This is a genomic window from Pseudomonas sp. KH_021 (assembly GCF_057838865.1).
Window position 1 is genome coordinate 3,170,114 of sequence record NZ_CM174477.1, and the last position, 22,356, is coordinate 3,192,469.

Here is a 22,356-nt window from a genome sequence, read left to right on the forward strand (position 1 = left end):
CATCCCTTGCAGGAAGCAATCATGCCCAGAATGTTATCGAGCGATGCCAAACAGGCCCTCAGTGCCGGAGACGCCCAGTTGTTGCGTTTTCATGCGGAGCACCCCGACTTCGACCTGCTGCACTTCGATTTCTACAAGACCACACCGACCACTTCGGCCTGGCTGGAAAAACTCGACTCGGTGCTGCGCGCCCGTTTGCAGCAACAGCAACGGCTGGCACGCATTACCACCGACGGCACCTTGGGCAGCCGCTTGCAAGCCGCCGGATTCGATTCGGCGCATCGCATCGCCGGCATCCCAGAGCACCGCTTCGTGCGTGAGTATGCCCAGTTGTTCGAAGGCAATCTGGACGCGGCCCGGGCATTGCATCGGCGCGCCTGTGGTATCAAAGGCTCGGTCAAACACCTGCACGCCAACCTGCACTCCATGCTCGATTCACCGCATTTTGGCGGGATGGTAGCCAACCAGGTAAACCCGGAAATCGACGGCTACTTCAGCCAGATTCCCAGCTATCAGGACCTGTTCGGCTCGCTCAATTACTGCAAGTGCCGCGAGTGCGTATCGATTTTCGGGCCGGCCGCGTACTTCCTGGACCTGATGAGGATCACCGACGACTACATCACCGATCCCAACAGCACCAAAACCAGCGACAACATCCCGGCCGGCTACCCGTTGGCACAACGCCGCCCCGACCTGTTCGATCTGGAGCTGACGTGCGCCAACACCGATACCCCTGTCGCCACCCTCGACATCGTCAATCAGGTGTTGAGCCGCCAAATCGGCCAAGCCCAGCCCCAGGCGCAGGGCAAGGCCCAGGCGGGTGCGACAACCAGCATTACCCTGGCCGCCAGCGCCTCACCCGACAAAGACCGCTACAGCGGTATGTGGATCCTGCTGACGGCCGGCACCGGGGTTAATCAGTTGCGCGAAATCGCGGCCTACGATGGCGCGACCAAGGTCGCCAATGTCACCCAGCAATGGAGTGTCACGCCAGACGCCACAACGCAATACACCATTGCCAACGACCCCTTCCAGACCCTCGCCGCCGCGCCCTACCCGTTCAACCTGCCGGCCAACCTGCCACTGGCTGAAATCCGCAGCTATCTGAGCGCGTTGAAGACCAGCCTGCCGCAGATCTACGGCGCGCTGACTGCTCCACTGAACCAGGGCCTTGCACAGGCCGCCAGCGCTACCACGTTGACCCTGGCCGCTTCGGCGTCCACCGTCGACAACGCCTACCTGACCCTGACCCTGCAACTGGTGGCGGGCCCGGGTGTGGGCCAAATTCGCCAGATCACCGGTTACACCGGCACATCACGGCTGGCGACGGTTGACCGGCCCTGGCTCGTGCAACCAGACGCCTCGACTCAGTACCTGATCGTCGACGAATTGGCCGCCGACCGCGAAGTGGCCGGCTTGAGTATCGAGCAGTACCGCATCGTCACCACACCGCTGAGTACCCATGCGCAAATCGCGCCGTACTACGGCTACCAGAGTTTCGACCTGGCCCAACTCAGCCGCGTCGCGGTGTTCCAGGCGCGTACCACCTTGAGCTGGGATCAGTTGCAGTTCCTGCTGGTTCAAGGGCTTAGCGCGGATGAGCAAGCAGCGGGCCTGGCCAACGGTTTTTTTATCAATAATACCGGCGAAAACCTGTCGCCGATGGCGATCGTGATCGACGACAGCAACGTCGACGCGCCCTATTACCGAATCAGCAACACCTCCCTGCTGCGCCTGGACCGTCTGAACCGGTTTATCCGCCTGGCCGCTGCCTTGAGCTGGGACTACGCGGCACTGGACTGGGCCATGAAATCCGTAAATGCCCTCGAAATCGACCAGGCGGCCATCAAGGCCATGTCCGGCATCCAGCGCCTGCAAGTGTCGACCGGGCTGGACGTTGTCAGCCTGTGCAGTTTCTGGGCCGATATGAAAAGCATCGGCAAGGGCGACGGCCCTGCCCCGGCAGATCTGTTTGACCGCATGTTTAACAACCCTGCCCTGCTCAACGGTGAAAACCCGTATGCCAGCATCGTACCCACGCCCTTCGATCCAGCGCGTCCGCTGACCTGGACCATTGCCGACAACACCGGGCAAAACGGCACGATACGGGCCCGCCTGGTGGCTGCACTGGCCTGCAATGACGACGACCTGACCCGCCTCGGCCTGTTCGTCAGTGCGCTGCGGGGTGCGCCCACCGGCACCTTGACCCTCAGCCTGAGCGAGCTGACCTGGCTGTACCGGCTGGCCAAGGCCGCGTCCATCTTCGAGCTGACAATCGATGAGTATCTGCTGTTGCAGGGCTTGCTGTACTTCCCCGGCAAGGGCAGCACGCTGCCCGCCAACGGCGTGTTGCAACCGACCGTGAACGCGGCGCTGCAACAAAAGCACATGGTCGACTGGCTCAATGCCTCGCCTTTCACCGTCTATTCCGCGCTGTACGTCCTGAGCGGCGTGGTCTCGCCGTACTTCACGCCCGCGTATCGGCCCGACGATATCGCCCCGTTCGTGCAGAACCTGGCAACGGTGTCAGCCCCTTCGCTGCTCACCCCACAGGCCTTTATCTTTGGCTCGATCGATGCGCCCCGGCTCTACACCAAGCTGGTAGAAACCGGCTTTTTCAGCGCCATCGGTGTGCTGCTTAACCAGGCCTCGGCGTACCAGCAGGCAGCCGCACACTTCCCGTTGAGTGCCCAATCCTTCATCACTGCTGACATCCCGGCCGACCAAGCCAGTGTGGTGTATCAAAACCTGGTGAGCGCCCTGCCGCCGCTCTTGCTGCCGCTGGCAAACGATGCCGACCTGGCCACCGTTTCGCAGAAACTCACCGTGTCCACCGACCTCTCCTTCCTGTTTACCGGCCAGTCCGACGCGCCCAATAAACGTAACCAGGTACTCAGTGTCCTGCTGGCGACCCAAAGCACTATCTACTTCACAGAGTTCGCGTTTGCGCTGCCGATGGGGGGCGACCAATTTGTCTCCAAGAACATCGATCCCGCTGCGTCGGCCCGGTCGTTACGGCTGCTGTCTCAACAAAAGCCAGCCTTGGTTACCTTGGATCCTGCTGCGCAACAACGTCGCGACATCACGGCCTATGACGGCACCACCCACCAGGCCACTATGGCCAGCCCCTGGAACAGCGGAGCAGTACCCGGACCTTCCAGCCTCTATGCGGTCTGGAAAGCAATCACCCAAGGCGTAGCCCAGGGAGGCTCCATCACCACCCTGACGCTGGCAGCCGATAGCGCCAGCGACAATGCGGTCTACGTGGGCATGACGCTACGGTTGACTGCTGGCACGGGCACCGGCCAGCAAGCGCTCATCCTGTCCTACGACGGTGCCACGCACGTCGCGACGGTCGGCCCGGACTGGGTGACGCTGCCCGATGCCACCACCGCCTATTCGATCCAGCAATGCCTGGCCACAGGTGTGGCTGCCTCAGCCACCACCAGCACGATTACCTTGCAGGCCAGTGCCAGTGACACGCCGGACGCCTACAAGGCATGCAGCCTGGAAATCCTGCTGTCGGGTCTGCTGACCTCGTCATTCTCGCCCAGCGTCAAACTGGACTTCCTTTTCATCAGTCAGGGTGCCGGGCAAAACGCGACCATCAGCGCCTACGACGGGCCAACCCGCAGCGTCACGATCGCCGCGCCCTGGGCCACAACGCCCGACGACACCACCTGCTACCAGGTCGTGCAGCCGATTCAACAAGGCAAATCCCTGGCCGCCAGCGGCAACAGCCTCACGCTGGCATCGGACGCATCGGACGTTAATGGTGCCTACAACGGCATGACCCTGCGCCTGACGGGAGGCAGCGGGACCGGCCAGTCCTCCCTGATCTACAGTTATGACGGGGCAACACGCACGGCGACCTTGCAAGCACCCTGGACCAGCGTACCCGACGCCGCCAGCCCTTACGCGGTCGTGCAGATCATCACTCAAGGCACCGCCCGCGGTGGCTCAGCCACCACGCTGGCGCTGGATGCTGCCGCCTCGGCCGAGACCGGTGCCTATCTGGACATGACCCTGGAACTGCTAGCGACACCGGCCGCTGACGCCCGGCGCGGCGAGGTCAAGCAAAATCTGCTGGGCCAGGCGCAAAGCATCGGCCATACCGCTCAGACGATCGTCAGTTATGACGCCCTGCAGCAAGGCAACGCCATGCAAGCGCTGGGGGATTTGCTGGGTACCAGTGCCGAACGGCTGGCCGCGCTGATCCCGGTAGCCACTCAGGCCACCGACCTGGACGACTACCTCGACGACCTGTTGACCCCATTGATCGATGGCCAGGTGGAGCCCGGGCTACCGCCCTTTATCGCCAGCCTGGCACGCGGCGTGGTGACCTTCGACTCCCTGGCCTTCAACACCGCCGAGATCCTCGCGGTGGGTGCTATTCCACAAGCCTTCGGTATCAGCGACCCGCAACAACTGACGCTGGATGATCTGGCCACGTTCTCGCTGTTCAAGGTGCTGGTGCGCCAGTTCGATAACAAGAGCGCGAGCCTGATCGACTATCTGCGTCGTCCGCCTGACACCACCCTGCCCGGGCCAACCACATCGGCCCTGTCGACGTTGAGCCACTGGCCGGTGCCGCAGATCGTCACCCTGGAGCGCCGCTTCTGGCCCCAATTGCCGGCCGCCACCCCCATGGGGCCTGGCACGGTGCGGGGTATCGCACGGCTCAATGACTGCTTTGTGATTGGCGCGACCACCGGGCTGGAGATTTCCACCTTGCTGCGTATCGACGGGCTGGGCTACCTGCCCGCCGCCGATGCGAAGGGCATCATTGCGGCCAACTGGCGGGTGTATACCGATATCGCACGCGCCACACAGGCTGCGGTCAACGCCAAGTTCGGCAACGGCGATTTCGGCAACGTCAACAGCGATTTGTCCAGTGCCATAAGCCAACAGCGCCGGGACGCGTTGCTGGGTTACACCCTCTGGTTATTGCAACAGACTTATCCGCAAATCGATTCGCCCGATGCGCTCTACAAGTACCTGCTGATCGATGTGCAGATGTGTGGCTGCGACACCACCTCGTACATCGCCCAGGGCATCGCCGCCGTGCAGCTCTATATGCAGCGCTGCCGCCTGATGCTGGAACCGGGTGTCACCGATTTGTCGAACATCCCCGATGTCTGGTGGCAATGGATGTCCGCTTACCGCGTCTGGGAAGCCAACCGCAAGATTTTCCTGTACCCGGAGAACTACCTCGAGCCGGCGCTGCGCAGTAAACAGACCCCTGAATTCAAGGACCTGGTGGATGCGCTAATGCAAACCGACATCTCGGAAAAGTCCGTGTCGCAGGCCTATCAGGGCTACTTCCAGGGCGTCAACGCGGTAGCCGGCCTGACCAACGCCTCGGCCTACAGTTGCCGCCTGCAACTGCCCGGGACCTCAGTGGTTCACAACCAGGGCACCGCGACGGGCGGCGCCAGCAACACCATCAATCTTTCGACGGCGGCCTCACCCTATTTTGGGGCCTACACCGGGATGCGCATCGTCATCACCGCGGGCAAGGGTGCCAATCAGATCAACCTGATCTCGTACTATGACGGCATGGGCCAAGCCACCGTGGCCCAGCCCTGGACCACGACGCCAGACAACACATCGGTCTACGTCATCACCGGTCGCGGCGAACTCGACACGCTGTTCCTGGCGGCCCGCAGCAACACTGAGCCGGCGCTCTACTACACCCGCAATCATGACGCGGTGAACGGCTGGACACCCTGGCTACAGGCCAAGATCAGCATCGCAGCGCCCTATGTCACGCCGATCTATGCCTTCAATCGCCTGAATCTGTTCTGGGCCGAGCAGCAGATGGTGGACGGTTCACGCATCTCATCCGAGGGGGGCAACGCGACCTCCACCACCATCACTGACGTGTCGGCCAGCCTCAAAGTGTCGTTTCAGGACAGCAGCGGCGGCTGGATAGCGCCGCAGACACTGGCAAGCAATATCGTCATCACCTACAACGAGGCCTACAAGCTCGACAAGTACGTGTCCGACGTGATGTCCGGCTACACGCCGTTGTTCAATCCCAAACTGATTTTCTGGAAAAAGCCTTATCCGTTGTACGTGCCACCGGTCAAATACACCCAACCGACCGTCCACCCCAACGGTGAGCAGATCTTCCTCAACTATGGCTTCGGTGTGTCCTTTGCGGCCGGTGGCCCCCTGCCCCAGACTACCGCCCCCAGCACCGCCATGCCGGCCAGCAAGTACCAGATCGAGTCCAACGCCTACTCGATGGTACAGCGCTTCAACAACATGGTCGCCGCGCCGATCCAGTACATCACCGGCTACCTGCCGTTCCAGCAGAGCCTGACCCTGAGCAGCTCAATGGTACAAAGCCGGCTCAACACCGCACTGATCAACAACCCACCCGGCGTACCCGCCACCTTTCCGCAACCCTATGTGCCCGCCCTCGTGCGTTCGAGCGGCAAGTTCGGCGTCAGCAAGTCGAGCACCTGGAACATCATGCAGGATAACTATCAGTGCGATGATTATCCCGCTGCGCCGCTGACCACCAGCAGTTGCGAAGTGTCGTTGCTCAATACCGTGTTCGGCGCCACCGCCAGTGTGGTCACCGTCAAGAACAGCCCGGGCGCCTATCTGTTCGACAACGGCGACGAAGCCTTCCTGGTACGCGCTGGCGACCCAGGCATCCAGCCTATTTCCGATGTGCTGTTGGCCCAGGCCAGCAACGTTCCTTTCCCCTCGGACGAGTTCTATCTGCAGACCCAGGCCTACACGGCCACTCGTCCCGCTCCGGCGCTGGACAAGCTGCGTTTCGCGTTTGACCGGATCACCACCACGCTCTTGCGGACGTTGAACCAGCGCCTGCTGCTCGGTGGCATTCCGGAATTGCTGAGCGTTGAATCACAATTGACTCCAGAGCCGCCCTTCAGCCGACTGGGGCCCAATGCGACCAATGTCATTGCACCGCCCAGCGACAGCCTGGATTTTTACGGTGCCTATGGCTTGTACTTCTGGGAAATCTTTTTCCACGCACCCTTCCTCGTCGCTGACAGTCTGCACAACAACCAGCGCTACGCCGAAGCCAAGCAATGGTACGAGTACATTTTCAACCCGACCCAGCAGCCCGAAGGCAATAGCGGGGCCGACGCCGAGCGGTTCTGGCGGTTCCTCCCGTTTCGCACGATGGACCTGCAGACACTGACGCAGATCCTGACCGATCCGGCGCAGATCGCCGCCTACAACAATGATCCCTTTGACCCTGATGCCATCGCACGGCTGCGCACGGCGGCCTATGCCAAGGCGATTGTCATGAAGTACATCGACAACTTGCTGGGCTGGGGCGATTTCCTGTTCGCCCAGGACACCCGAGAGTCAATCAACCAGGCCACCAATCTGTATGTTTTGGCCAACGAACTGCTGGGGCATCGGCCCGTGGCAACGGGCACCTGCGCCGCACCCGAGCCCATGAGCTACAACGACGTCAAGCAGGAGTACAACAACCGCACCATCGCCACCGGCACGGTCGTCAGCGCCACCATCAACACCCTCACGCTGGCGACCACGGCGCCCACCACGCCGGATGCCTACGCCGGCTACTACGTGACCATCACCGCAGGCGCCGGCATCAATCAGACTAGCTACATCACCGGCTACGCGGCGGCCACACGCACCGTTACCGTGGAGATGCCCTGGAATCCGCTGCCCGACAGCACCTCGCAATACCGCGTGTTCGCCAATGGCATCCCCGAATTCCTGATCCGCCTGGAAAACACCCCCATGGCACTGGCGCCGCAGGTTCAAGGCGCACTGCCCGGGTACGTGGCCTATAGCGATGTACCGTTCAACGACATCAACAGCTACTTCTGCATTCCGGAAAACAGCGAGCTGACGGCGTACTGGGACCTGGTGGACGACCGTCTGTTCAAGATCCGGCACTGCATGAACATGGCGGGCCAGGTCCGTACGTTGGCCCTGTTCGAGCCACCGCTCAATCCCCGCGACCTGATTCAGGCGGCCCGCGCCAGTGCCGGCTCGTCGACATTGGCCGCGCCATACAGTATGCCGATCCCGTACTACCGGTTCGCCTCACTGATCGAGCGTGCCAAGGGGCTGACCGCTGCGGTCAGCCAATTGGGCGCCCAACTGCTGTCGACCCTGGAAAAGCGCGACGGCGAGGCCTTGGCGCTGCTGCGCAACTCACAAGAGAACACGCTGCTGCAAATGACCACCCTGATCAAGCAGCAACAGGTGACCGAGTCCTCCCAGGCCGGCCAAGCCCTGGGCCAGAGTTTGCTCAGCGCACAAAAGCGCCAGTCCTGGTACACCGACCAGATCGGCCGGGGGCTGTCCTCCAACGAGATCCAGAACATCGTCTACATGACCCTGGCCACGGTCTTCAATACCTCGGCGACCGCCGTGCGCACCATGGCCTCCATCGGCTATGCCGTGCCGCAGGTCGGATCACCCTTTGCCATGACCTATGGCGGTGCGCAGCTCGGCTCGTCACTCACCGCAGCCTCCGGAGTGCTCGACGGCCTGGGCATTCTGGCCAACTTCGGCGCCCAGCTCAACCTGACCATGGCCCAGTACCGCCGGCGCGAAAGCGAATGGCAGTTGCAGTCTGACCTGGCCGGCTACGACGTGGCGCAAATCCAGTTCCAGATCGCCGGCAATGCGGCGCAGCAGAAAATTGCCGCCCGCGATCTGGAAGTGCAGCAGACCAGCCTGGCGCAAAACGAGGTCATGGACGCCTTCCTGAAGAACAAATTCACCAACGAAGAGCTGTACCAATGGATGGCAGCACGCCTGTCGGTGCTGTACTTCCAGACCTATCAACTGGCCCTGGAGCTGTCGCGTTCGGTACAGCGGGCCTATCAATACGAGCTCAACAGCGATACCAGCTTCATCAACTTCGGCTATTGGGATGGCGGGCGACGTGGTCTGCTGGCGGGCGAAGGGTTGATGCTGGCGCTGAACCAGATGGAAAAATCCTATCTGGATCGCAACGGCCGTACGCTGGAAATCGAAAAGACCGTGTCGTTGTTGCAACTGAACCCGCGGGCGGTGCTGGACTTGATCGAAACCGGCGAGTGCCTGTTCGAGCTGCCGGAGAAAATGTTCAGCGACGACTTCCCCGGCCACTACCTGCGCAAGATCAAGACCCTGGCGGTATCCATTCCGGCCATCACCGGTCCCTATCAGAACCTGCACGCCACGCTGACCCAACTCAGCAGCCAGATCCTGGTCAAGCCCGATGTCAACGCGGTCAACTACCTGCTGGGGGCCAGCGACGCCACATTGCCCGACAGTTCGGTGCTGCGCAGCAACTGGTGGGCCAACCAGAGTGTCGTGCTGTCGCGCGGCATGTTCGACAGCGGCCTGTTCGAGGGCTCTGGCGCGGATGATCGCTTCCTGCCGTTCGAGGGCACCGGTGCGGTGTCCACCTGGCGGCTGAGCCTGCCGCGCTCGACCAATCTGTTTGACTTGCGCAGCATTACCGACGTGCTGCTGCAACTGCGTTACACCGCCGTCGACGGCGGCGCCAAACTGCGCCAGGACGTGGTCCGCCTGCCCTCCATGCGCAGTTACTCCGGCAGCGATTTCTTTGCCTGTGCGCAGCGTTTCTCCAGCGATTGGTATCAGTTCCTGGAAGCACCCACCTCCACCACCAAACAGGCACTGGCCATCGCCCTGACGGACCTGACGCCCGATCACGTCACCAAGGCCGTACTGACCGGTTTTTACTTGCAATTGGTTACGCCAGCGGACGTCGACCCATCGTCCAACACGCCCTATATCCAGGTCCAACTGGGCCAGGGCAAGCCGGTGAACCTCGCACTGGACCGTCAGGGCAAAGGTGCGCACTTCTTCCCGGCAGCCCCGCGCATGACCGATATCGAAGGCCCCGCCAGCATCACGTTCGACCTGGCGCTCACGCCGCCGTCGCTCAAGGTCAAGACCGGCCCGCAGCGGCTGGCCCCGGCAGTGGTGCAGAACCTGGTGTTGATTCTGTTCTACGAAGGAGAGATTCGCTGGTCCTGATCCCCCGTTCTCACAGCAAGCAAAGGAGATAGATACACGCGGTAGGAAGTCGGTGGCTGACAACCACCGAGCAAGGAAGAAACGCCGTACTTCGCAATAGCCCGCCAGGTGACGGGGGACGCGATCCGGCGAAAGAGGTGGTACCTGAACCCATAAAAGGAGATAGATATGGCCGATCCATGGTGGCTTCCAGGCTGTAAAATCAACGTATCCAAGATCCCGAATGGCAAGTTGTGCTCGGATCAGCACTGTACCGAGGCCCAGAACCAGGGGCATTCGGTTTGCTATTGCTGCGACCCCTTCCAGAATGGCTGTACGGGTCAGACACCGCCGGCCAAATGCGGCGATGCCTGGCCCTCGTCGTGTTGTTCCTACACGGCGGAAAGTCCGTTCATTGTCTTCATGCCCACCGGCAACTGTTATTGCTGCTGCGGCTGCCTGGCCTATGACACCAGTATCACCGTGGCCGTAGGGGAAAGCCGTCCGATTCAGGAAATCCGCGTTGGCGACCCGATCTACGTGGCGATGGACGCCGGGCTCAAGACGTGGGCCCAAGTCCCCATCCAATTCAGCTCCGGCACCGGCGGAGACTCGAAAAGCTCCATGATCCAGATCCGCTTCGGCGACGGGGTCAAGCCCGAATCGGTGATCTCCACCCGCAACCAGCTGTTCCTGTTGCCGGGAGGCAAACTCAAGCGTGCATCGACCCTGGTTCCGGGCCAGGACGTGCTGGTGCGACCGGATGGCACCCAGGCGCCAGTGCTGGACCTGGTGTCCGGTTTGTTCAACAAGGGCGTGCACATGATCTCGACCAGCACCGCCACGACCACTGACCTGGGCGGGCACCTGATCGTGGCCAATGGCGTGGTCTGCGGCGACTACTCGTTGCAACTGACTCACCTGGAAGAAGCCAGGCCGGAGTTGATGGCTGGCGGCAAAGACGAACTGCCGGAGTTCGGCACCAAGCAATACGGGCAACGCTACAAGCACCTGTTCGCCGACGCGTTCAAGGCGCACGTAGCGACGACCCAGTTAAAGGTCGCAGGCGAGGATGAGGAAGGCGGTCATGAAGGCTTCACGCCTTATGCGTTGATCGCTCCGCTGTCGATTCCCGAGAACGCCACTGCTTTCCTGACCCTGGAACAAGCCCGCGACATCGAGGCCAACGCCCCGCGTGCCCCCATCCACTCTGGCGCCGGCAAGGACATCGTCACCTACCTGTTCAAGCTCTTCAAAGGGTTCTACCCCACCGTGCACTTCTACGTGGATGACACCACCGAGTTGCCTAACGCCTACTCGTTCATCAACTACGACATTCCCATTGTGGTGATCAACGGTGGGCTGATCCGCACGGTCGCTGTCCAGTACGAATCGCTGGCGTTCATCATTGCCCACCAGTTGGCCGTGCTGTACGGCGGATCACCCAAGGGTGACGATGGCTATACCTGCAAGGGCCAGGCGGACTACGCCGCGCTGGTCGCCATCTTTCCCTACGTGTGGTTCGGCTACTACACCTCCCCCATGCTGCAACCGGCGATTGAGCAGACCAAGGTCTTGTATGACTTTATCGACGCCAAGCACCGTCAGGGTGCGCCGGGCAACTTCTGCAACCTGATCTCCATCGACTGCCGCATCAGCGCGATGGAAGCGGCCGTCAGCTTCATGCCTTTACCCGAATGCGCGGGCGGCCCGCTGACGGCCACCCTGAAGGTGCTGAATGCGGTCGCCGAGCTTGCCGGTGAGGACCTGGTCAACGTCACGATCACCTTCAATGAAAAACTCGATGTGGAATCGGCGCAGAACCTGGGCAACTACGGTTTCAACCCGTTGGCGCCCTTGCTTGGGGCGGCTGTTCCCTCCACCGACTACACCAAGGTGGTCGTGCAGGGTCGCCTGACGCCGGACACCGATTATGTCGTCAGCGTCCAGGACGTGCTGTCGAGTACCGGGCATCCCCTGGTTCGCGGCAAGAACAGTGCATTGTTCACCACGCCCAAAACGCCTTAGGCCGGCCTGAGGCTGCGTAATGTCTGCGGTCGCTTGATGGCGGCCGTAGACGCAGCAAGGACAGGATACTCATCAAGCATGCAGGAGCTTTTCATGATTCAGACATTGCTCAAAACAAGCGAAAACACGCCGATCCCTGAAATGTGCAAACAGCTCGGCCAGGTACTGGGCATGGACAAACCGGTGCCGATGCCCGTACTGCTTCGCGCGATCGAAGACCCTGGCTTCGCCGCCGACCTCATTACCTCGCGCGGGCAACCGGGTTTTCTGACAGCCCTGTTCGACGACCAGCGCACTCGCGCCTATGCACCGAAAACGCCGGTTGCGGATTCCCTTTCCGCCGCGGGCCTGGCCGGCAAAGCGGCCGCGGCCATGTTGCGATGGGGCAAGGCCGGTTTCTCCACCGTTGATACGGAGGTTCTGGCTCGGCGCGAAAACGCGTGCCTGAGTTGCCCTCATCTGAGCGACCCTGAAAGTGCAATGCAGAAGATGGTGCCCACAGGTCCGGTCACGGATAAAGTTGGCAGCCGTCTGGGTGGCAAGGTCTGCAACCAGTGCGGTTGCGTGGTTCACAAGAAGATCCGCCTGCCCAGCGAAGCCTGCCCCGAAGCACATCCGGTGCGTATCGATGTCACCCGCTGGAACGAACCCTTGCTGTTTGAGGCCGTCCAACAGTCCTGAACCCGCCAAAGCGGAGGGGCTACGGCCCCTTCGCCCAGGCTTGCCATCAGTCCTGCGGTCAATGGTTTTTAAGAAGACTAGGATTTCATCAAATTTTAGAGTTTCTCTTCCGGGTGCTTTTGCCTTTTAGGCTCTTGTGGGAGCTGGCTTGCCAGCGAGATCAGCCGCTACCGCTGCAGCGACTAATCACCTACGGGGCGTCGAAGCACTCTATAGATCTCAGAAACCACCTGCATCGTTGCATCTTCGATCGTTCCTTCATTACGGCATAAAACCCAGCCGTGATCTGCAATCGCTCGTTCGAACGCCTGGGTACAAGCGACTTGCTCTTCCAGGTTATGGATCACAGTACTGCCCAGCCCACGCGATCGTGCCGCTGCCCTCGCCCATGAAATATCAGGGGCGGTGACAACCCCGACATGCAGGTCTGGCACTCGCACGTTTCGATCAATGTTCAACCGTAGAATCTCTGCAAACGGGACTAGCCGGCGAAAAGCGGCATCAGACGGGTACCAGCGATCGATCAAGATGATGCTGTCCGGTGGCTGTTTAGTCAGCACGTGCTGGGAAATCCAAGTACGGCTATCAGCAAAGCGCTCACACACCCCCAACTCCAAATCCCGGGTGGGATTTCTGACGAGTTTGTTAACGAGGAGCATTGTTTCACCCCTATAGGGATCGCTTTTTTTCTCGCAAAGTCGGATTACTTTCTTGTTGTCGGCCCTCAGTACTTTCGTAACGGCCTCCAACAGTGTGGTTTTGCCGGTTCCCTTGGGCCCATCTAGAGAAACAAACAGCGGACGATTCATTCTTCAAATTACGAGTGATAATTGATGAGCATTCTAACCTAGGTTCTGGCTAAACCTGAACCGACTGCCCCGTTTCAGGTTTATTTGGCTCGCGCCGCCGGGATTGTCGTGCGAGCAGGATCAACAGCGCTATTTCGTTCGGAATCGTGAATTCCTAACAGTTCTCTCCCCTGCCCCTAATCCAACGCGTACCAGGGTGCGCCGAAGGGTGAAAAAATATGTGAAAATAAATGTGAAGTCTTGGCGTACAAATGCTCACCAAAAATCGCGCGAAAGCCTTGCAATCCAAGGGTTGCAGATCGATTTAATATGTGAAATAAAATGTGAAGCAAATCACTACGGCGCGCCCAATGACTCTCATCAAATCGAAGCACTGGCTTGACCCCATTCTGCCCGATACTCTGCCTCCTTCGATCATCGCTGCAGCGGATGCGTTGCCACGGAAGACGCAATTCCTTGCCGGGCGATTACCCCATGAGACAGCCGTTCGTTTGGGCCGCCTTCTTCAAATCACCAACACCTATTACACCAACCTGATCGAAGGCCTATACACCGAGCCTGCAGAAATGCAGAGGGCACAAGCTGCCCCGCGCAAAGAGCGCAAGGTACTCAACAACCTGGCAGTTAAGCATATGCAGGTTCAATCCCTCTTTGAGCGGTTGATGCGTTCGGTTGGAACCCCTCCCTGGCCTAACATGTTTGCGCCCGAGTTAGTGTGCCGTCTGCATTCGCGGCTCTTCCGAGATTCCTCGGAGCAAGAACGGACCCTATCAGACGGTTCGGTAATGCAGCCTGGGTTACTGCGCTCAGTCACGGGGCAGAACGTCATTGTTGGCAACCACGATGCACCGGACGCCAATGTGGTCGAAGACATGCTGCGACATCTGCAGACCGGCTTGGGCCGGCAGAAAGATCCGCGTCGGCAACTCATCGCGTCTATGGCTTATCACCACCGGCTCGCGTGGGTGCATCCGTTCGCCGATGGCAACGGACGGGTAGCCCGACTGATCACGCACCTACAGCTAGTAACCCTGGGGCTTGCACCAACGCTATGGTCGCTCTCGCGTGGACTGGCGCGCCGGCATGAGGACTACTACCGCGTCCTGGCCATGGCTGATCGCACTCGAGAAGGAGACCTGGACGGACGAGGCCAAATGTCACAGAAGCGATACTTCGAATTCATCGAGTTTATGCTCGATGTGTGTCACGACCAGGTCGACTACATGACCGCTGCTGTAGACCCGTCCCAGCTACGGGAGCGAGTCATTCGCGCCTTCCGTTACAACGAGCGAATCTTGCAACAAGGCATTAACCCCGAGAGCGCACCTGCGATCATTGCGCTGCTCACTCAGGGCAGCCTGCCGCGCAATGAGATCAAGACCTTCACGGGCCTGACGCCACGCCCGGCAATCGATGAGCTATCGAGGCTGATCAAAGTTGGGCTAGTGGAGAGTCAGACCCCGAAATCTCGCGTTGTAACGCCTGGTCTACCTGCTTGGTTCGCTCAGGACATCTTCCCGGATTTACATCGGCGCTTTCAGTAGATTCACACCAACCTGAGTATGTTCTGCGACCGCCAGAAAATGACATGACAGGCCCCCTCGAAAATGACGCAGTTCCGTCAGCTACACTGACTCGACGCATGGCCGCACCGAGATTTCGAGCATGGCAACCAATACTGCAATCGTATTCGCTGGCGGTGGCAGCTTGGGGGCGGTCCAGGTGGGCATGTTGCGGGCCTTGGTCGAGGCCAATGTTCGATTCGACATGGTGGTGGGCGCTTCGGTGGGCGCCATCAACGGTGCCTACTTTGCCGCAAGGCCCGATTCGGAAGGTGTCGAGGCGCTCGCCGGTTTCTGGCGCGGCCTTCGTAAAACGGACATTTTTCCCCTGTCCTGGCTTGATACCTGTCGAGGTCTGATCAAACGACGTGGCTTCCTGTTGCAGCCAGCGGCCTTGAACCAATTGCTGGGAAAGGCACTGCCCATTCATCGCATTGAGGATGCGGTGTTGCCTCTGTACATCGTCACTACGGACCTGCTCAGCGGTGCCGAGACCGTTCTGTCCAGTGGCGAACTCGGGCAGGCGTTACTGGCCAGCGCTGCCATCCCGCTGGTGTTCCCCTGCGTACAGATTGCCGATCAGTTCCTGATTGATGGTGGCGTGGCAAGCAATACACCTATTTCAACTGCCGTAGCCCTGGGAGCCACCACCGTCGTGGTGGTTCCCACCGGAGTGAGTTGCGCCCTGCCACAACCGCCTCGAGGTTTGGTCGCCTTAGCCCTGCATACCGTCAACCTGATGAGCATGCGCCAGCTAGTGAGCGACATCGAACACTTCCGCACCCTCACCAGCCTGCACATCGTCCCACCTTTATGTCCCGTGGATGTCTCGGTGTTCAACTTTGCCCAGACCGAGTCTTTGTTGCAGCGCGCTTATGAGCAGACCCTCCGGTGGCTGGACGCTGGGGGGCTTGAGCGCACTAAGGTACCGGGTGCCCTGACGATTCACTCACATGCCCATGAGCATTAAGGATGATTGTAATAACAGCGCTCAACGATTTAACCGCCCTGCAAGCCAGCATTTCGCTCTTAAGGTCAGCCCTTTCAAGGTCTTTCATCTTTTTTGGCCTTGAGCACCCGGTCCGTCGATACATGAGCACGCGCAGCTTTGCCCTCGAGCCATTCCTTGGGTTTATCTACTTTGGGGCCGCGTTTGCTTTTAGCGACCTGTCGGGGCTGGATATTCCTGGCCAGCGCCAACAGACGCTCCGCCAGAGTTTCTGAGGTCGTTTGGAGTGATAGGTAATCCGAGGGCAACGCGATCTGCATCCCCTCATAACTGCTGCGCACCTGCACCGCCAGGTGGAAGATCGAAGCTTCCCAGCCCTCGGGCTGCGTCTGGCGATGGGCCTGTTCAACACTGCGCTTAAGGACCGACAAAACGTTGTAGGCCAAGATCGCCGAGGCAAAACCGAGCAAGGCCGCTCGGGGGTTGCCCAGGCTTGCGATTTCACTGTCCAGCACCGATTCCAGGCGTTGGAACATCCCTTCGATACTCCAGCGACGACGGTACAAATCAGCGATCTGCTGAGCACTGATGCTGTCGGGCAAATTGCTCCAGAATAAGAGCGTGGAGTCACCCGACTCAGTGGGCGTTCGCAAGCTCAGTTCAATTCGCCGCCAGCAGCGTCCGCCTTTCAATTCGATGGTTTGTTCACGCACCGTTCCAGCCTCGACAGACACGGGTTCTTGCCAGTCGTTTTCCTGGATCAGGCGTGGATGGTGACTCTGCTGACGAATAATGAACGAGGCGCCCGACTCCTCGCAGGCTTCCATGACGGGGAGCGTGCAATAGAGCCGATCGGCCATCCACAGCTGTCCCGCCCTCGCACTCGCCAGCAACGGCAGTACGCTGACGCGTTCACTGGCGTAGGCATCTTCGCAGGGCTGAAGGTCAACGACCTGATCCAGGTCGGGGTCATAGACCACGACCGAAAAACCAGGCCGCGCGGCGCCTCGTTCACGCCGCAAAGCCCCCAGACGTTTTTCGGTAGAAGGCAGGTGGTTGCCGTCGACGATACGCAGTTGCCAGCCGGGCAAAATGGCTGAACAGCCCAACGCTTCTATGGTCGGGGTCAACCGCTCTGCGCTGCCGGTGACCAGGGCCCGCAGCAACGCGGGTTCTGTGCGGCTGACCTTGTCATAGAGCGCTGCCAAGGTAACCGGAAGGTCCTCCATCTGACGTGCAGCGGCATGCAGTGAAGGTCGTAAACCCAATGAAACAAGGGACATCAGCTCAACGATGGTCGAAAACAAAAGCTCACGCGGGTACTGGCGTTGGCGATGGTTTTCGAACACCTGATCGACCCACTCGGCCGGGATGGCCTGCTCCAACGCCAACTTGGCCATGACGCTGGCCGGTGCTTTTTTTTCAAACCGCGCTAAGACTTCTTCCCACATCGTTTCGTCATCCTGGACCGTAGATGGGAGAGAGTTTAAACGAAGACCTTGAAAGGGCTGGCTCTTAAGGTCGTAGCGCCTGAACCGCCAGGTTCACGAGGTCGTCAGCGGTTCTACCTTGGGTGGCCTGGCCGATTGCCTTGAATTCCCAGTCACCCTTTTGGCGAGTCAAGGACGCCATCACGATACCGGTGTGTCCGCCTTTCTGCGAAAGGTTGAAACGCGCCAGCTCGCTCTGGTTGCCGGCATTCACAATGCGGCAGTAGGCGTTTTCTACTTTTTCGAAGTTCTGGCCGGTGAAGCTATTCACCGTGAAGACCAAATGCTTGACGGATGCTGGCAGGCGTTGCAGGTCGATGTGGATGGTTTCGTCATCGCCATCGCCCTCACCGGTTAGGTTGTCGCCGGAGTGTTTGATCGAACCGTCTTGGGATTTCAATTGACGGAACCAGACCAGGTCAATTTTTTGCAGGTCGCTGTTGAGCAGGATGCAGGAGGCATCCAGATCGATATCGTTGCTACCGCCCAATATTCTGCCGAGAAAACCGGTTTTTACCGGGTCCCACCCCAGGCCCAGGCTGATGCTGGACAACGAGCTGCCGGCGGTCTTTTCCAGGGAAATGGATTGCTGCTTGCTCAAAGTAAGTGTCATCGTCATGTTCCTTGTGGGTCATCCGTGTTTTAAGACGCGATCTGAATGGTTCGTCGCTGCAGATGGGTGTGCGCTGCGATGCTCACGCCTAAATCTCGCACCCCGTGCCACTCTGCTCGTTCAAGAATTTTTACTGCCCACTTGTAATGTGTCGCGGGCTCACACATTGCATCGTTGTGCTTGAACACCGCCGGTGCTTTGTCGCTGACGATCATCTTGGCGCTATTGAAATCTTCAAGACTCACGCGCAGCGTGTCCTGGATGGTGTTGATCTGCGATGGATGAATGGCAGTCTTGCCGACTAAGCCGTGGGAAATGTCGAGCTCCAGCTCTTCCTTCAGCAAAAGCGGTGTCGCAAGCTGCTCAAACACCGGAGCGGTCAACGCGAAGTCTTGTGAGCCCATCACCCCCGCCAGCATCGCAATGACGTAACCCATCGGGGTGCTATAGAGCGTGGTGAGCGGGTTGCGGCGAAGACCAAGGCTTCCCATCAGATCGTTGCCGCCGATGCGCAAGGCGATGATGCGTTTGTCCAGGTTGGCCTTCAGTGCCTGCCCCAATTCGACCATGGCACCAGGGTTGAACACCTCGGTGGTTTCCAGCGTCGGCATGAGGTACAGGGCCGGGTTGGTGACTGCCTGTTCCCACTTCCCGAGATTTCGCAGCGTCAGCTTGGGCACAACGAAGCCATCGACGTGGTCCATCAGCGGCCAATCATTGAGCACCGCCGCCATCACCGAATCTCGGGGACGAACGAACAACAGCGGTCCATCAGACGGACGTCCACCACGCCCATCGATCTCAGCCAGCAGGCTGTTCAGGTTCCGCAAGGCGGTTTCGACATCGATCTCGGCAACGGCGTCTTCCAGGCAAACCACCAGGGAACGAAGCTCCGGCAGTTTGTGGCGAAATACGACATCCAGCAGATCCGCGCGCGTGGCCGGCATGTAGAGCGTGGCCCCAAGGGCATAAGGTGAAAGTGTCTTCATCAACTCACGCTCCGAATGATCGTCACGGCCCGGTATGGCCCCAATGCGGTACCCACTTCCTCGACAGTCACGCCCGCACTGTCTGCCAGATGCATCAGCAACTGAACATCACTGTCGCTACGGCTGCGGACCAGCACATGATCAGGGACTCGGCGCAGGACAGCCCGAGTTGCCTCGGCGATGCCTGGCTTCACCCGATTCAGATTGGTAATGCCAAAACGGCTGGCCAGCGACATGACCACGTGCATGGCTGCGCCCTGAAGTTCGATTCGTTGGGTGTCTGTCCATGGCGATGCCTGGAGGACGGTCCCCAAGGTTTTACGTTCAGCCTCAATCTGCTCAATGAACTCGCAGGTGACGTCGTGCTCAAGCAAGTGGTCGTAGACCACGCAGCCGTGCAGACCACCGTCGACAGGCAATATGGAGCGGGAAACCAGCCCTGACACCGTTGCACCCAAGATGCCGGACGGGATAAGCCAGTCCTCTGCCGAGGCAGATAGCCAGGCTTGGCCGCAAGGATCCAGCAACACCACAAGACGTGGGACTTGTGGAAATCGAGAGTCGCCATTAAGGCTTTGCTGAATCTCACCCGAGATCGCGCCCTTCCCTGTCCACCCGTCGACGAAGACAATGTTTTCGGCACCGTGCGCCTGAATGATTGCTTCCAGGGCGACTTTATCGATCCCGCGATCCCGAACGATGCTGATTCCGTAATGGTGCGCGTCCCAGCCCATATCGAGCAGGGCTCGGCGTAGCAGCACGCCCAGCGGCAGGCCGGCACGAACGAAGGACACCAGCACTATCGAAGGGCCCGTGCATGCTTCGCCCAAGGCCAGCGCAAGGGACTGAACATCCTTGGCCATGCGGCTGCCGTTTTGAGCAAGAGCTCGCTCGTACAGCGCTTTATGCACGTCGCTTGGAGCGCTCTCCAGGCTGATCATCTCGGCGTAATGCTTGTGATTCGACTGAATCAGACGCTCTTTTTCCTCGACATCAGTCGGGTCCAATACCACAGCCTGCAACAGGAACTGGACGTCATCCGCCGCATAGCTGCCACTGCCCACAGTCACCAGGCCTGCAATAGTCTTAGTCATTGATTGAGCCCGCCACCCACCTGGCCAATTGGCTCTGTGCGGGGGTCGCCCACAGATGACACTCCCCCATGAAACCGAGATCGGTGAGGCTGTCACCGAAGCCCAACACCGGGCGCTCGCCGTTGACTGCTCGATCGCGACGCAACAACTCCTGAACGGCCACTTGTTTTGATAGACCGAGCGGGAGGAAGGCCAGATTGTTGGCGTTGGCGTGGATGTGCAGCCCTTCCAGCAAACCCAGGGCCTGGACTTGGGCCAGTACGGTGTGCAGAACGCTGTCGTCGGATTCGTTGTGCTTGGTGACCACGTAGTAACGCAGCCCTTCTTCTTCAACCACCCACCCGCGCAATGAAATGCCAAGCGCTTTGCCGATGGCCAGTGTTGCTTCACTCAGAAGTGGCAGGCGAGCTTGGTAACTGGCAAGCACATCGGACATGCGTGCTCGCCATGCTGGGTCAACCTTTCCATCCGCACCGAGAATCACGCCTCCATGGGAACAGACAGCGCCCTGTTTGAAAGGCAATTGCACCCGGCTGAATGCCTCCACGCTGCGCGCTGTAACCGGGACGACATCAGTCGAGGCCAGGAGCCATTCGACGAGGGACAGTTGAACCGAGCTCATGTAACCATTCGGCTGCCCTTCGACATCAAGTGTCGCGGTGAAGCGAGGCGCGCCCTCGGGCATCTTGCGAACCGTTTGGAACAGGGTGTCGTCGAGATCGACCAGGGCGAGGGGGCGATTATTGACCATCAACGATCACCTGCGCATTCAGGGACTCAACCAGGGTGGCGGATACGGCCTGTGCAGGGGTTTCCGAGCAGATCAGGACACGGTCAAACTGGCCGCCGCTCACGTTGTACAGAAAATTGGGGATGCCGAGGCCGTAGTTGTCGGCGAAGGTCATGGCGTGACCGATGGCATGGCCAAGTGCGATAGGCGAACGACTGGTCGAGCTGAAATGTACCTGCGCGCCAGCCCGCTCCAGGCGTTCAGCAAGCAGAAAGGGTCGCCAAACGAATTCACTGGTACCCACCACGAGCACACGCTCACCGACCTTGATTTGCAGATCGGGTGCCAGGGTATCAGCGACAACGCGAACACCATGGCGTCCCCAATCATTGTCCGTTGATAGCGGCCACTCTCCGGCTTCAATCGTGCCCACAACCGGCATTTCCGGTAGCGGCGCGCCAGCGTCTTCATGGAAAGTGTACGCACCCTGCAACAGGGAAACCTGGTGGACGTAATTGCCGATGGTTTTGCAGACGGCGTTGCGGGACCAATCCGTCAACACACACGTCACCACACGCTCAACCTGGGTCAGGCCAGCATCAACCAAGGCGCGATAGAGATTGATGAAGGTGTTACCGGTGGAAGCCTCATCGTCGACCAGCACCAGTGAACGGGCGTTCAGCATCATTTCCTGAATGTCTGGACAGATCGGCAAATGGATCAGGTGAGCGCTGGCGTGACTGTGCTCTTCTTCAAAACGGGCGAAGAGTTCATTACCCGTCGGATGACGGGTGCTGACCATGTAAATCGTGTCAGGGCGCGTTGCGCTGTAACTACGATGCACACCCGCGCCCAGCCCTACAGCCGTCTCGGCCATGCCGATAACCAGTACAGGACCTGGCAGGTCAGAAGGGATTTGGTCCGCGAGGCGTTGGGAACTCGCGTTCATGATCGAGGGGCGCACCGGGATATGACGGCCCAGGACCTTGGACACGAACAGAAAAGCACGCTTGGGATTTCGACGCTCGGCAAAGCCGAACAGTGATTGCGGGGCGACAAGTGAACCATCGATTGTGACATCGAGTCGCCCGCGCATCAGTTGCGCGCTGAGCGCTCGTGTAACGGCGTTATTTTCCATGCACAACATTCCTAGGGTGGCCCGCAAAACTCATGCTTTGAGCATCAGGCATTGTCAACGTGACCAAGCCGACTACAGCGCCTGATGAGTCAAACAAGGGAGAACCGCTGATATAGCCTGAGCAAGCCGAATTTTCGGAGCACCCTAACAAGGCGCAAAAAAAATTGATGTAGGAAACATCCTTATAACTAGTGCGGATTTTCGTTTTCCAGGGCGACTCTTCAGAAAGCGAAACGGTAATGCGAGAAAGAGCGGCATAGCAAGAAGGCTG

The 22,356-nt window shown here is 59.6% G+C and carries 12 protein-coding genes; 5 read left to right on the top strand and 7 right to left on the bottom strand.

The window, feature by feature from the left end; genetic code table 11:
• Positions 1–21 precede the first annotated feature (21 nt).
• The 3 genes from AC3IX4_RS14690 (at position 22) to AC3IX4_RS14700 (ending at position 12,711) form a co-directional block, all read left to right on the top strand.
• Entirely contained in the window at positions 22–10,023 is a 10,002-nt protein-coding gene (locus tag AC3IX4_RS14690) for a Tc toxin subunit A-related protein (RefSeq protein ID WP_489256183.1), read from the top strand.
• Positions 10,024–10,191: 168 nt separating this feature from the next.
• Positions 10,192–12,030 (top strand): Hint domain-containing protein, encoded by a 1,839-nt coding sequence (locus tag AC3IX4_RS14695; RefSeq protein ID WP_489256184.1) that lies wholly within the window; start codon positions 10,192–10,194, stop codon positions 12,028–12,030.
• 93 nt (positions 12,031–12,123) lie between these two features.
• Positions 12,124–12,711, top strand: coding sequence for a hypothetical protein (locus AC3IX4_RS14700; RefSeq protein WP_489256185.1), 588 nt, complete (start codon positions 12,124–12,126; stop codon positions 12,709–12,711).
• A gap of 182 nt (positions 12,712–12,893) precedes the next feature.
• On the opposite strand, the gene AC3IX4_RS14705 is transcribed toward AC3IX4_RS14700, so the two are convergent.
• Positions 12,894–13,520 carry a dTMP kinase gene (locus tag AC3IX4_RS14705; protein WP_489256186.1) on the bottom strand — a complete coding sequence of 209 codons (627 nt, stop codon included), beginning with the start codon at positions 13,518–13,520 and terminating at the stop codon, positions 12,894–12,896.
• A 350-nt stretch (positions 13,521–13,870) separates the two neighbouring features.
• Between AC3IX4_RS14705 and AC3IX4_RS14710 the strand changes: the two genes are divergently transcribed.
• Both AC3IX4_RS14710 and AC3IX4_RS14715 read left to right on the top strand, forming a co-directional pair.
• Positions 13,871–15,064 carry a Fic family protein gene (locus AC3IX4_RS14710; RefSeq protein WP_489256187.1) on the top strand — a complete coding sequence of 398 codons (1,194 nt, stop codon included), beginning with the start codon at positions 13,871–13,873 and terminating at the stop codon, positions 15,062–15,064.
• 121 nt (positions 15,065–15,185) lie between these two features.
• Positions 15,186–16,052 carry a patatin-like phospholipase family protein gene (locus AC3IX4_RS14715; protein WP_489256188.1) on the top strand — a complete coding sequence of 289 codons (867 nt, stop codon included), beginning with the start codon at positions 15,186–15,188 and terminating at the stop codon, positions 16,050–16,052.
• Between the two features lie 74 nt (positions 16,053–16,126).
• Here AC3IX4_RS14715 and AC3IX4_RS14720 read toward each other — a convergent pair whose 3' ends face one another.
• The 6 genes from AC3IX4_RS14720 to AC3IX4_RS14745 all read right to left on the bottom strand — a co-directional run bounded on the left by AC3IX4_RS14720 (position 16,127) and on the right by AC3IX4_RS14745 (position 22,085).
• The gene (locus AC3IX4_RS14720; protein ID WP_489261189.1) at positions 16,127–17,431 is read right to left on the bottom strand and encodes an IS4 family transposase; all 1,305 of its coding nucleotides are present in this window, start codon (positions 17,429–17,431) and stop codon (positions 16,127–16,129) included.
• 115 nt (positions 17,432–17,546) lie between these two features.
• On the bottom strand, positions 17,547–18,134 hold the full coding sequence (locus tag AC3IX4_RS14725; protein ID WP_489256189.1) for a TerD family protein: 588 nt from the start codon (positions 18,132–18,134) through the stop codon (positions 17,547–17,549).
• A 29-nt stretch (positions 18,135–18,163) separates the two neighbouring features.
• A complete protein-coding gene (locus AC3IX4_RS14730; RefSeq protein WP_489256190.1) occupies positions 18,164–19,123 on the bottom strand; it encodes an HpcH/HpaI aldolase/citrate lyase family protein in 960 nt (319 codons plus the stop codon).
• Complete coding sequence (locus tag AC3IX4_RS14735) at positions 19,123–20,217, bottom strand: cysteine protease StiP family protein (RefSeq protein WP_489256191.1); 1,095 nt, start codon at positions 20,215–20,217, stop codon at positions 19,123–19,125. The genes AC3IX4_RS14730 and AC3IX4_RS14735 overlap by 1 nt, the downstream gene beginning before the upstream one ends.
• Positions 20,210–20,968 (bottom strand): HAD family hydrolase, encoded by a 759-nt coding sequence (locus AC3IX4_RS14740; protein ID WP_489256192.1) that lies wholly within the window; start codon positions 20,966–20,968, stop codon positions 20,210–20,212. Before AC3IX4_RS14740 ends, AC3IX4_RS14735 begins: the two co-directional genes overlap by 8 nt.
• Entirely contained in the window at positions 20,958–22,085 is a 1,128-nt protein-coding gene (locus AC3IX4_RS14745) for a phosphoribosyltransferase domain-containing protein (protein ID WP_489256193.1), read from the bottom strand. The genes AC3IX4_RS14740 and AC3IX4_RS14745 overlap by 11 nt, the downstream gene beginning before the upstream one ends.
• Positions 22,086–22,356 lie beyond the last annotated feature (271 nt).